Below are 12149 nucleotides of genomic sequence, written 5' to 3'. Positions count from 1 at the left end.
CCGCCGCGACGCATTCCCGATTGTGCAAAGCAATTGCCAGGGAGGTCAGGCGGCCTTTTTCTTCGCCAGTCGCGCCTTGATCGAGGCGACGTCGGCGCGTGGGGTCGCGGCGAACAGCGTCCTCGTATAGCTGTGCTTGGGGTCGGCGAAAACCTCCTCGCGCGAGCCGTATTCAACCGCTTCGCCGAAATACATCACCATCACATCGTCGGCGATGTAGCGCACGACAGACAGATCGTGGCTGATGAAGACGTAGGTCAACTGGAATTCGTCCTGCAGGTCGGCAAGCAAATTGAGCACCTGCGCCTGCACCGACAGATCGAGCGCGGAAACCGGCTCGTCGAGCACCAGAAGGCTCGGGTTCAGCATCAGCGCGCGGGCGATGGCGATGCGCTGGCGCTGGCCGCCCGAGAACATATGCGGGTAGCGATTGTAGTGCTCGGTTCCGAGGCCGACCTTCTTCAGCATCTTCATGGCCAGGTCGCGCCGCTCTTCGGCCGGCTTGTCGGTGTTGATGAGCAACGGTTCGCCCAGCACGTCGCCGATCTTCTGACGCGGGTTGAGCGAGCCGTAAGGGTTCTGGAAGACGATCTGCACCTTGCGGCGCATCTCCTTGGTCAGGCTGTTCCTGGCGATGTCGACCTTGTTGCCGTCGATGAACAGCTCGCCGGACGTGGCCGGATCGATCAATGTGATGATGCGCGCCAGCGTGGACTTGCCGCAGCCCGATTCACCGACGATGGCCAGCGTTTTGCCCTTGTCGACGCTGAACGAAACACCCTTGACTGCATGCACGGTGCGCGCGCCGCGAAACAGGCCGCCGCCGATGTGATAGTCGCGCTTGATGTTCTTGCCTTCGACGACCTTGATGCTCATCAGGCGACTCCAGCAGCCGGTTCGAACAGCATGTCTGAGACGGTCGGCAGCCTGTCGCCGACGGCGTTGTCCGGCAGCGCCGACAAAAGTGCGCGCGTATAATTGCTCTTCGGCGATTCAAACAGCGACAGCACGTCGGCCTCTTCCATCTTGCGGCCCTTGTACTGGACGATGACGCGGTCGGCGGTCTCGGCGACGACGCCCATATTGTGGGTGATCATGATCAGGCCCATGCCGTATTTGACCTGCAGCGACACCAGCAGATCGAGGATCTGCTTCTGGATGGTGACGTCGAGCGCGGTGGTCGGCTCGTCCGCGATCAACAGCTTCGGATTGCAGGCAATGGCAATCGCGATCATGACGCGCTGGCACTGACCGCCCGACATCTGGTGCGGGAACGAGTTCAGCCGCTCCGCCGGCTCGGCAATGCCGACCTGCGTCAACAATTCGATGGCGCGTTCCCGGCGCTGGGCCTTGTCCATGCCCATATGGAAGCGCAGCACCTCTTCGATCTGGAAGCCGACGGTGAAGCAGGGATTGAGGCTGGCCATCGGCTCCTGGAAGATCATCGACATGTCCTTGCCGACGATCTTGCGGCGCTCGGCCGGGCTCATCTTCAGGAGATCGCGGCCGTTGAAGCTCATCTCGTCGGCAGTGACCGTCGCGGTCCACGGCAAAAGGCCCATCACCGCCAGCATCGACACCGACTTCCCGGAGCCGGATTCGCCGACGATGGCCAGCACTTCGCGTTCGTCGACATGGAGCGAGACACCGTCGACCGCGCGGAACGGGCCTGACGCTGTCTGGAACTCGACGACGAGGTTCTGGATGTCGAGCAGCGCCATCAGGACCTCCTCAGCTTCGGATCGAGCGCATCGCGCAGACCGTCGCCGATCAGGTTGATGGCGAGAACGGTGATGAGGATGGCGAGGCCGGGGAAGGTCACCACCCACCAGGCGCGCAGGATGAATTCGCGCGCCGAGGCGAGCATGGTTCCCCATTCCGGTGTCGGCGGCTGGGCGCCAAGACCGAGGAAGCCAAGGGCTGCCGCCTCGAGGATGGCGTTGGAGAAGGACAGCGTGCCCTGGACGATCAGCGGCGCCAGGCAGTTGGGCAGGATGGTGCGCAGCATCAGCCTTATATGTCCCGCGCCGGCAACCTTGGCAGCGACCACATATTCACGGCTCTTTTCGGCCATGACAGCGGCGCGCACCAGGCGCGCGAAATGCGGCTGCAGGACAAGCGCAATGGCCAGCATGGCGTTGAACAGGCCGGGGCCGAGGATGGTGACCAGAACCAGCGCCAGCAGCAGCGACGGGAAGGACAGGATCAAATCCATGACGCGCATGATCGCCACGTCGACCCAGCCGCGGAAATAGCCGGCCAGCAGGCCGAGCGTAATGCCGCCGGTAAGTGCCAGCGTGACGACGACGGCGCCGATCAGCAGCGAGAAACGCGCGCCATAGAGCAGGCGCGAGAGCATGTCGCGGCCGACCGCGTCGGTGCCAAGCAGATATTCGGCGCTGCCGCCCGCCTGCCATGCCGGCGGCCGCAAGAAAGCGGTCTTGTCCTGGATGTCGGGCGCATAGGGCGCTAGCAGCGGCGCAAACAGAGCTGCCAGCACCAGCAGGATGAAGACGAACAGGCCGATGACGGCGCCGCGGTTCACCGAGAAATAGTGCCAGAAGGTCCTGAAGCCGGTCAGGCGATCAGGATTGCCGGCGGCCATCGGGGCGATTTCGGTCGACTGGCTCATCACGCCGCCCGTATGCGCGGGTTGATGACGGCATAAAGCACGTCGACGATCAGGTTCACGGCCATGACGATAAGGGCGATCAAGAGCAAGCCCGACTGCACGACGACATAGTCGCGCTTGGAGATGGAATCGACCATCCACTTGCCGATGCCCGGCCAGGCGAAGATGGTTTCGGTGAGAATGGCGCCGGCAAGCAGCGTGCTGACCTGCAGGCCGATGGTGGTGACCACCGGGATCAGCGCATTGCGCAGCGCGTGCACGCCGATGACGCGGGACGACGACAGCCCCTTGGCGCGGGCGGTCCGCACATAGTCCTCGCCCAGCACTTCGAGCATGGCCGAGCGCGTCTGGCGGGCGATCACCGCCAGCGGGATGGTGCCGAGCACAATTGTCGGCAGCACCAGATGGCTCAATGCCGAGCGGAAAGCATCCCATTTGCCGTAGAGCAGGCTGTCGAGGGTCAGGAAGCCGGTGATCGGCTTGATGAAGAACTGCAGGCCGATGCGGCCGGAAACCGGGGTCCAGCCGAGATAGCCGGAGAAAAAGATGATCAGCAGCAGGCCCCACCAGAAGATCGGCATGGAATAGCCGACAAGGGCTGTGCCCATCAGCCCCTGGTCGAACCAGGAGCCGCGCTTGACCGCGGCGAAGATGCCCGCGGGAATGCCCAGCAGCATGGCGAAGATCATGGCAAAGATAGAGAGCTCGATGGTTGCCGGGAAGAGCGTCATGAAATCTTCGATGACGGGGCGCTTGGACGAGATCGACACGCCGAAATTACCGGATGCGGCATCGCGGACATAATGCGCGTATTGCTGCCAGATCGGCAGATTGTAGCCGAACTGTTCCTTCAGTTCTTCGTAGCGCGCGGGCGACACGCCATGCTCGCCGGCCATGGCAAGGATGGGATCGCCGGGCAGCAGCCTGACAAAAGCGAAGGCACAGATGGTGATGCCGATCAGCGTCGGGAGCACCAAGACGATTTTGTTGAGGAGATATCGGAGCATCTTAAAAAGGGGGCGGCGCCTGATTGCGCGCCGCCCGCCTAACAGTTCTATTCGGCCTTGTCGACGCCGTCGAAGCGATGAATGCCGAGCGGGTCCATCATGAAGCCGCTGACATTCTTGCGCACGACTGCGTAGACCTGGCTGTGTGCCATGAGGAAGGCCGGAGCCTGCTTGGCAAAGACAACCTGGGCCTGCTCATAGAGCTTGGTGCGTTCGGCCTGGTCGCTGGTCTTCTTGGCCTTCTGGATCAGGTCCTCGAAGTCCTTGTCGCACCAGCTGGAGTAGTTCGACACGCCGATGGCCGAGCAGGCGAACAGCGTGGCGAAGAAGTTGTCCGGATCGCCATTGTCGCCGGTCCAGCCGATCTGGAAGGCGCCGGGGCGTTCCTTCTTCTTGCCTTCCTCGCGGTACTTCGTCCACTCGTAGCTGACGATCTCCGCCTTGACGCCAACCTTGGCCCAGTCAGCCTGGATCAGTTCGGCGGCGCGCTGGAAGTTCGGGTTGTAGGGACGAACGCGATCGGAGGCCCAGAGCTGGATCTCCTTCAGCCCGGCATCGGCCAGCACCTTCTTGGCCGCTTCCGGATCATAGGCGTCGGACTTCACGTCCTTGTTCCACGACCACATGGTCGGCGGGATCAGGTTTTCGGCCGGCGTGGCGCCGGCGTCCTGGAACAGCGACTTGATGAGCGATGCCCGGTCGATCGCCTGGTTGAGTGCATGACGCACCTCAGGCTTGTCGAGCGGCGGGATGGTGGTGTTGTAGCTCATATAGCCGATGTTCAGGCCAGCCTGATCCATCAAGGTCACGTCCTTGTTGGCCTTGATCGTGCCGATGTCGGCAGGATTCGGATAGGGCGCGATGTCGCATTCGCCGGCGAGCACCTTCTGGATGCGGGCGGTCGCGTCAGGGGTGATGGCGAAGACGAGATCGTCGATCTTTTCCTTGCCCTTGAAGTAATCCGGGTTGGCCGCATAGCGGATGACCGAATCCAGCTGGTAGTCGACGAACTGGAACGGACCGGTGCCGATCGGCTTGGTCGAGAAGTCGGCCATCTTGCCGTCTGTTTCCAGCTGGTCGGCATATTCCTTCGACACGATCGAGGCGAAGTCCATGCCGAGATTGGCCAGCATCGGCGCGTTAGGCTCGGTCAGCGTCAGCTTGACGGTCAGGTCGTCGACCTTTTCCCACTTGGCGACGTATTTCGGCATGTCCATGCCGGTGTAGTAGTCCCAGGTCAGGTTCGGCAGGTACTTTTCGCCGTTCCAGGGGTTTTCCTTGTTGAACTGGCGATCGAAGGAAAAGACGACGTCGTCTGCATTGAGGTCACGCGTCGGCTTGAAGAAATCCGTTGTCTGGAACTTCACGCCCGGGTGCAGGTGGAAAGTATAGACCAGGCCGTCGTCCGAGATCTCCCATTTGTCGGCAAGGCCGGGCACAACTTCGGTGCCGCCATGCTTGAACTCGACCAGGCGCGAATAGACGGTACGCGACGAGGCGTCGAAGTCATTGCCGCCCGTCGTGGTACCCGGGTCGAAGTTGGCCGGCGAGGCCTCCGAGCAATAGACCAGCGTCTTGGCATTGGCCACGCCGCCGAGGACGCTTGCAGCCAGCAACGCGGCTGCAAAAGTCAGTTTCTTTTTCATTGAGCACTCCCTGATGTTCTTCCAAGCCCCTCTAGCAGGCTCGCGAAGGGCGCATATAAGCACCGTTTTTCCGGCTTTGGAACTCCCTGTTTGCCTACCCCACCGTAAGCAGAAAATATTTCTCGCTCTTTGCTAGATTTCGGAAAAAATTGGCAAAACTTCCTAATCACGACAATGTTAACGACCGCATTTTTTTATTGATTGCGGGTGTTGGTGGAACAATGATCCACAGGCCGGGAGCTCCTCGCAGCTGTCACGGCGGGCCGAAGGCGGAGGCGACAGCGCGGGACAGATTTTGACGGCAAATCTTTGCCGTTCTGCCGTTGGGGCAAGACTTGCACGGCCGCCGATAGTCGCAATAGATAGATGACACGCCGGATTTCCCGGGAATACGCGACATCGCTGCAGCGGAGGACGCCTCACAATACCGAGGCGGTGCAGCATGGAGCAGGCAACGAACGACTAGGGAGGCTAGAGGTGGCAAAAGCAACAAAGACAACGGCCCCGGCGAAAGCAAAAGCGGCAACCGCTTCAAAACCCGCCGCCGCTGCCGCCAAGCCGAAAGCGCCACCGGCCAAGACCGCCGCCAAGCCTAAGGCAGCCAGCGCGCCGGCGAACGCAAGCGCCAAGCCGGCAGCGAAACCTGCGACCAAGCCCGCGGCCGCGAAGACAGCACCTGTTGCAAAGCCCGCCAGCCCTGCAGCGAAACCGGTGGCGGCAAAGCCGGCCTCAAAACCGGCGCCTAGCCCGGCCAAAAAACTACCGAAGACGCTGACGGCACTTGCCGCAGGCTTGCCGAACAAACCGTGGCTTAAAAGCTATTCGAAAGCCATGCCGGCCGAGATCGGCGCCTTGCCCTACAGTTCCATCGGCGACTTCCTGGTCGGCGCCTGCAAACAGTTTTCCGGCCAGCCGGCATACGTCTGCATGGGCAAGTCGATCTCCTATGCCGAACTCGAGCGGCAATCGGCCGCCTTCGGCGCCTATCTGCAATCGAAGGGTCTGCAGCAGGGCGCCCGCGTGGCGCTGATGATGCCGAACGTGCTGCAATATCCGGTGGCGATGATGGCTGTGCTTCGCGCCGGCTATGTCGTGGTCAACATCAATCCGCTCTACACGCCGCGCGAACTCGAACATCAGCTCAAGGATTCCGGCGCGCAGGCGATCGTCATTCTGGAGAATTTCGCCAGCACCCTGGACGCGGTGATTGCCAGGACTGATGTCAAGCATGTGGTGGTCGCGGCGATGGGCGACATGCTCGGCGGCCTCAAGGGCACGATCGTCAACCTCGTCGTGCGCCGGGTGAAGAAGATGGTGCCGGCCTGGTCGCTGCCCGGCCATGTCAAGTTCAATGCGGCCGTGAAGGCCGGCGCCGGTATCGCCTTCAAGCCAGCCAAGATGGAAGCAAGCGACGTCGCCTTCCTGCAATATACCGGCGGCACCACGGGGATTTCCAAAGGTGCTGTGCTGCTGCACTCCAATGTGCTGTCCAATGTCGCGCAGAACACGCTGTGGCTGCAGGACGCCTACGCGATCAAGCCGAAGCCGGCGCATCTCAACTTCATCTGCGCGCTGCCGCTCTACCATATCTTCGCGCTGACGGTGAACGCGCTGATGGGCATGCAGCAGGGCGCCCAGAACGTGCTCGTTCCCAACCCGCGCGACGTTCCCGGCTTCGTCAAGGAACTGCAGAAATACCCGATGCACATTTTCCCGGGCCTCAACACGCTGTTCAACGCATTGCTCAACAATGAGGATTTCCGCAAGCTCGACTTCAAACCGCTGATCATGACGCTGGGCGGCGGCATGGCGGTGCAGAAGGGGGTTGCCGAGCGCTGGAAGGCGTTGACCGGCAACTCGATCACCGAGGGATACGGGCTGTCGGAGACCTCGCCCGTGGCCACCGCCAACAGGTTCAGCGACAGCAATTTCACCGGCACGATCGGCCTGCCGCTGCCGTCGACCGAGATCGCCATCCGCGACGACGACGGCAACGATCTGCCGCTGGGCGAAGTCGGCGAGATCTGCATCCGCGGTCCGCAAGTGATGGCCGGCTACTGGAACCGGCCGGACGAGACCGCCAAGGTGATGACCAAGGACGGTTTCTTCAAGTCCGGCGACATGGGCTTCATGGACGAGCGCGGCTACACCAAGATCGTCGATCGCAAGAAAGACATGATCCTGGTCTCAGGCTTCAACGTCTATCCGAACGAACTCGAGGAAGTCGTCGCCCAGCATCCGGGCGTGCTGGAAGTGGCGGCAATCGGCGTGCCGGACGAGCATTCGGGCGAGGTACCAAAATTGTTCGTAGTCAAGAAGGACCCGGCGCTAACCGTCGAGGCACTGACCGCCTATTGCCGCGAGAACCTGACCGGCTATAAGCGGCCGAAATACATCGAGTTCCGGACCGAACTGCCGAAGACGCCGGTGGGCAAGATTTTGCGCCGGGCGCTGCGGGAATAATTTGAGCGACGAGTGTAGTCGCGGTGCAGACGACAATCCGCGTTCCGAGGCGGCGACGTTCATCAAGGCGAACATGCGCCTTGCGCCTGTTCCAGCACTTCCCGAAATCCTGCTCTACACAGCCCATCCGGCCAGTGGCCTGAGGCGGCTTGCCGAGCCGCGCCAAAGCGGCGACGCGGACGACGATGCAGTCGCGCTCGAAGACGACGCGCCTGAGCCACAGCCGCCCTACTGGGCCTATGCCTGGGCCGGCGGCGCGGTGCTTGCGCGCTATATACTCGACCATCCGCAAAGCGTGGCCGGCCGCCGCGTGCTCGACCTCGGCGCCGGCTCGGGCCTCGTCGGCATCGCCGCCGCCAAGGCCGGCGCCAGCACGGTGATCGCGGCCGAGATCGACCGCAACGGCGTTGCCGCCATCGGCCTCAACGCCGAGGCCAACGGCGTCGAGATCACCATTGTCGACAAGGACATCACCACGGGCCCGCCGCCGGCGGTCGACCTCGTGCTCGCCGGCGACGTTTTCTACGGCCGTGAGGTCGCTCTGCATGTCACCCCATTCCTCGACCGCTGCCTGGCAGCCGGCATTGAGGTGCTGGTCGGCGATCCCCGCCGCAACGATCTGCCACTGTCCCGGCTGCGGTTGCTGGCTGAGTATACGGTGCCGGATTTTGGTGACGCGAAGGGTGCCGTGATCAGGCCGAGCGGGGTGTTTTCGTTTGAGGCTGAGGGCGCTGATGCGGCAAAGCCCGATCACTGAATGATCGGTTCTACCCAAGCCGACTTACGCCGGCACCGACGTGAACGACTGCCTGGCGCCTCATTTCGGCCGTTGAAGTCAGGCTTGCCACCGCCTTATAGCGGACATTACCGGCGGTCAGGCCGGAGGTCGCGGTCGCGCCGGTAGCACCAGTCAAACGTGTTCTGGAATGACTGCAATTGGCGCGACCGCGCCCGTTGAACGCGCTGCCCCTTCCACCAACTAACGGCCAAGGCTATTCCCGCCGAGCCGAGGGCGTGTCATATAGCGTAGCACGCTCCAGCTCGCTGAGCAGGGCCTCGGCCTCTCTGACGTCGGCGGTTTCGAAACCCTCGGTGAACCAGTCGCGAACGGGTGTCAGAAAACTGTGGGCTTTCTCCCCGGCGCCTCGCTCTGCCCACAGGCGTGCGAGCTGCGTCGCGGCTCGCAACTCCCACCATTTGGCGGCCTGCGCCCGGGCAGTCTCTACCGATTTGCCGAAAGATTCCGCCGCCAAGTCGCCGTCGCGACCAGGCTCGCGCAAAGCAAACTCCCCTTTCAGTCGGTACAGCTCGGCATCAAACCAACGCTCGCCGGTCGAAGTCGCACGCTCGAACGCGTCGTCCAGCACGCGTCGCGCATCTTCAACGCTGCCACTACTAAGGTAAGCCTCAGCCAGAATGGACTCGTAGTACGGCATCATCACCAGGTAACCGGCGTTCACGTCGTGCTCGTAGCAGGATTTGAGGGTCTCGAGGCCTTCGGTTGCATTTCCTTCAGCGATGAGTGCGGCAGCTCGAAAGCCCCGTCCCTTGTTCAACATCGCAGGCATGGCCTTTTCGGACGCGAGAGCAATCAGGCGCTCGCTGTCGCGCCGAAGGGCGAGCCAGTCTTTGCACAAGTGGTAGTAGACGCAGGTGTTGGCGAGAGCCAACACGATCGCGAAGGGCTGGCGCGTTTTCTCCGCGGTTTCCAGACCCTGCCGGCACCGCCGGTACCCCAGCTCGGGGTAGCCCAGAATGAGCAGCGTCCGGGCAAGGTAGAGGTTCGGTCCGGCGTCGGCGATGTCGGCACCGAGCAGAGGATCCAGGTCAAGTGCCCTTGTCGAGACCCGCTGCTCCAGGAAAGAGCGTGCGGTGGCAAAATCGCCCATCCAAAGGGCAACGAATCCGGCTGCGTCCACTCCGATTGGGCCACCCTCGCCGTATGCGCGCGCCGCCGCGCGCATTAGCTCGTTGGCGGCTTCGCGCGCGCGGTCGAGCTCCGCGCGATTGTAGTAACAGAGAAACTCGCCGTAGCTGGCCCGGAGGTTCTCGTGCTCCGCTCCCGTTTGCCCTGCCAGGAATCGGGCGCGAGCATAAGCGGTGCCCGTTTCGACCGCCGCCGTGCCCCTAGCCGCCCGGAGCGCATCCCCGAGCGCAAGGCGGAGCCCGAGTTCAAATCGGTTGCGCTCTAAGCCTTCCGGCAGCGTTTCGAGAAGCGAGAGACCGTTATCAAGCTGGTCCAGCGCTTCCCTTGTCGCCGAGCGCATGATCGCCGTGCGTGCCGCAGCCTGATAATATGGCACTGCCTTCCCGACGAGCCCGGCCCTGCCGTAGTGGCCGGCGATGAGTTCGGGATGAGCTGTGGCTGTGTCCTTGAATCTGTTGACCAGCGCGTCGGCAATCGCGCCGTGCAGTTCCCGGCGGCGCCTTTTGAGGAGCGATCCGTAGGCGGCGTCCTGAATGAGAGCGTGCTTGAAGATGTGTGCCGGGCTGGCCGCGGTGCCGCCGCTCAAAATTAGCTCGGCTCCGATCAGTTCCGAGAGCGCCGTCTCCAGTTCACCGGCAGGCATGTCGCTCACGCTCGCCAGCAGCGCACGATCGAACTCCCGCCCAATCACGGCACCGACTTGCGCGGCATGCCTTGCGGAGGGCGGCAGGCGGTCGAGCCGAGCCATCAGCGCGTCCTGAAGTGTCACGGGAACCGTGACTGCAGGCAGAGATCCCAAAAGGTCGAAGTGATCTCCTGCGTCGACAAGGACGTTGAGATCGCGCATCGCCTTGGTCAATTCCTCGATGAACAGCGGAATGCCGTCGGTGTGCGCGACGATCTCGTTCAAGACTTCCTGCGGAAGACGCTTGCCCGCAACGGCCTCGGCCACTGCGGCCGCCTCAATCGGATCGAGCCGTTCGAGCACGATCCAGTCAACGTGTGCGCCGCTCCAGGCCGGCTTGAACTCCGGCCGGAAAGTGACGAGCAGCAGCACCGGCAATTGGGCGATCCGATCGTTGATCCGATCGACCAGTTCCAGCGTCGTCGGGTCGAGCCATTGTGCGTCCTCGACGACCACGAGCAGCGGATGCCGGGTCGCGAGCCCCTCAACCCAGTTCAGCAGCGCTGCAAACGTCATGGCCTTCCTGTGCTGAGGGGTCAGATCACGTAACGAATGCTGCTCGCCGGTTCGAACGCCGAGCAGATCGGCGATGACAGGGATGGCGCCGCTGGTATCGGACAAAGCCCTTCCCAGAAGATGCTCGAGCTTCCTGAGCTGTGTTTCGTCCGGGTCAATGCTTGCAAACTCTGCGGAGCGCCGGATTTCAGAGATGACGGGCCGTAGCGCCGAGTTCGCGTAGTACGGCGAGGCGTCGAAATGGATTTCCTGGAGCCGGTCCCCTCTCAGTCGATCCCCGAGAAAGCGCACCAGTCGCGATTTTCCGATCCCGGGCTCCCCGGTTACGAGGACACACTGGCCCATCGTTCGCCTGACCCGCCCCCAGCGTTCGAGCAGCAGATCGATCTCGCGGCCTCGGCCGACGAACGGCGTGAGCATCGTGCCGTGAAGTCCCTCGAACCGACTTTCACTGCGCCCGATGCCGTGGACCCGCCAGAGGGCTACCGAGGGGCCGATCCCCTTGATCGGCTGCCTTCCCAGGTCCTCCAGGTCGAAAATCCCTCCGACGAGGTGCCGGGTGGTTTCCGAAATCACAACCTGGTCCGGCCCTGCGGCCTGCTGCAGCCGGGCTGCGAGGTTCGGCGTCTCGCCGACCACCGCCTCCTCCTGCGCTGCACCTTCGCCGACCAAGTCGCCTACCATCACCAGACCCGTGGCAATGCCGACACGCACGCCCAGTGGCTCTTTCGCGGGGGTCGCCAGCTTGGCGACCGCGCCGGCAATGGCGAGCCCGGCCCGCACCGCCCGCTCGGCTTCGTTCTCGTGGGCCCGAGGCCACCCGAAATAGGCTAGGATCCCATCCCCCATGAACTTCGCCACATGGCCATCCACACGCGTGATTTCTGCGGCCACCGCGTTCTGGTACTTCCGGATCACTTCCCCCATCTCTTCCGGGTCCAGCCGACCTGACAATGCGGTCGATCCAACCAGATCGACAAACATCACCGTCAACTGGCGACGTTCTGGCTCCGGGCGGGGCGTTGACCCGGCCGCCGGATTGGGACCCCGCATATCGGGCTTGCCAAGCTCCGCGATCGCGGCCAACACGAGCTTCCTCGGGCCTATCGGCAGCCCCAGCGCTTTGAGGTCCTCATCCAACAGATGCGGGAGCACTTCGGGCGTGATCTCGTTCTTGGCGAAGGCTGTGGCATATTTGCCGAGCCCAAGGCTCGAGAGCCAAGCGGCAATGTCCATGACACCCTCCGTGCAGGCTGAGACAAGCTTAGCACTA

General features: G+C 62.8%; 8 protein-coding genes. 2 read left to right on the top strand and 6 right to left on the bottom strand.

Annotated elements, in window-relative coordinates:
- Positions 1-45: 45 nt before the first annotated feature.
- From FJV77_RS20665 to FJV77_RS20645, 5 genes are read right to left on the bottom strand one after another with little or no spacing between them, the layout of a single operon-like run.
- Entirely contained in the window at positions 46-876 is an 831-nt protein-coding gene (locus FJV77_RS20665; RefSeq protein WP_142868485.1) for a dipeptide ABC transporter ATP-binding protein, read from the bottom strand.
- The gene (locus tag FJV77_RS20660; RefSeq protein ID WP_142868484.1) at positions 876-1721 is read right to left on the bottom strand and encodes an ABC transporter ATP-binding protein; all 846 of its coding nucleotides are present in this window, start codon (positions 1719-1721) and stop codon (positions 876-878) included. The genes FJV77_RS20665 and FJV77_RS20660 overlap by 1 nt, the downstream gene beginning before the upstream one ends.
- The gene (locus FJV77_RS20655; RefSeq protein ID WP_246501501.1) at positions 1721-2605 is read right to left on the bottom strand and encodes an ABC transporter permease subunit; all 885 of its coding nucleotides are present in this window, start codon (positions 2603-2605) and stop codon (positions 1721-1723) included. The genes FJV77_RS20660 and FJV77_RS20655 overlap by 1 nt, the downstream gene beginning before the upstream one ends.
- A gap of 26 nt (positions 2606-2631) precedes the next feature.
- A complete protein-coding gene (locus FJV77_RS20650) occupies positions 2632-3639 on the bottom strand; it encodes an ABC transporter permease subunit (protein ID WP_142868482.1) in 1008 nt (335 codons plus the stop codon).
- Between the two features lie 47 nt (positions 3640-3686).
- Positions 3687-5285 (bottom strand): ABC transporter substrate-binding protein, encoded by a 1599-nt coding sequence (locus tag FJV77_RS20645; protein WP_142868481.1) that lies wholly within the window; start codon positions 5283-5285, stop codon positions 3687-3689.
- 477 nt (positions 5286-5762) lie between these two features.
- On the opposite strand from FJV77_RS20645, the gene FJV77_RS20640 reads away from it, so the two are divergent.
- Entirely contained in the window at positions 5763-7748 is a 1986-nt protein-coding gene (locus FJV77_RS20640) for a long-chain fatty acid--CoA ligase (protein WP_142868480.1), read from the top strand.
- Positions 7749-7821: 73 nt separating this feature from the next.
- On the top strand, positions 7822-8505 hold the full coding sequence (locus FJV77_RS20635; RefSeq protein ID WP_142868537.1) for a methyltransferase: 684 nt from the start codon (positions 7822-7824) through the stop codon (positions 8503-8505).
- A gap of 235 nt (positions 8506-8740) precedes the next feature.
- Here the strand turns inward: FJV77_RS20635 and FJV77_RS20630 are convergent, their stop codons facing one another.
- Positions 8741-12112 carry an adenylate/guanylate cyclase domain-containing protein gene (locus tag FJV77_RS20630; protein WP_142868479.1) on the bottom strand — a complete coding sequence of 1124 codons (3372 nt, stop codon included), beginning with the start codon at positions 12110-12112 and terminating at the stop codon, positions 8741-8743.
- Positions 12113-12149: the final 37 nt, after the last annotated feature.

Origin of the sequence: Mesorhizobium sp. WSM4306, assembly GCF_007003975.1 — a bacterium.
GTDB lineage: Bacteria > Pseudomonadota > Alphaproteobacteria > Rhizobiales > Rhizobiaceae > Mesorhizobium.
This window is presented reverse-complemented; position numbering and strand designations above follow the sequence as displayed.

Coding starts and splice junctions, on each gene's coding strand:
- FJV77_RS20645 (WP_142868481.1), bottom strand. CDS start 5,285: ATGAAAAAGAAACTGACTTTTGCAGCCGCGTTGCTGGCTGCAAGCGTC.
- FJV77_RS20650 (WP_142868482.1), bottom strand. CDS start 3,639: ATGCTCCGATATCTCCTCAACAAAATCGTCTTGGTGCTCCCGACGCTG.
- FJV77_RS20635 (WP_142868537.1), top strand. CDS start 7,822: ATGCGCCTTGCGCCTGTTCCAGCACTTCCCGAAATCCTGCTCTACACA.
- FJV77_RS20655 (WP_246501501.1), bottom strand. CDS start 2,605: ATGGCCGCCGGCAATCCTGATCGCCTGACCGGCTTCAGGACCTTCTGG.
- FJV77_RS20630 (WP_142868479.1), bottom strand. CDS start 12,112: ATGGACATTGCCGCTTGGCTCTCGAGCCTTGGGCTCGGCAAATATGCC.
- FJV77_RS20665 (WP_142868485.1), bottom strand. CDS start 876: ATGAGCATCAAGGTCGTCGAAGGCAAGAACATCAAGCGCGACTATCAC.
- FJV77_RS20660 (WP_142868484.1), bottom strand. CDS start 1,721: ATGGCGCTGCTCGACATCCAGAACCTCGTCGTCGAGTTCCAGACAGCG.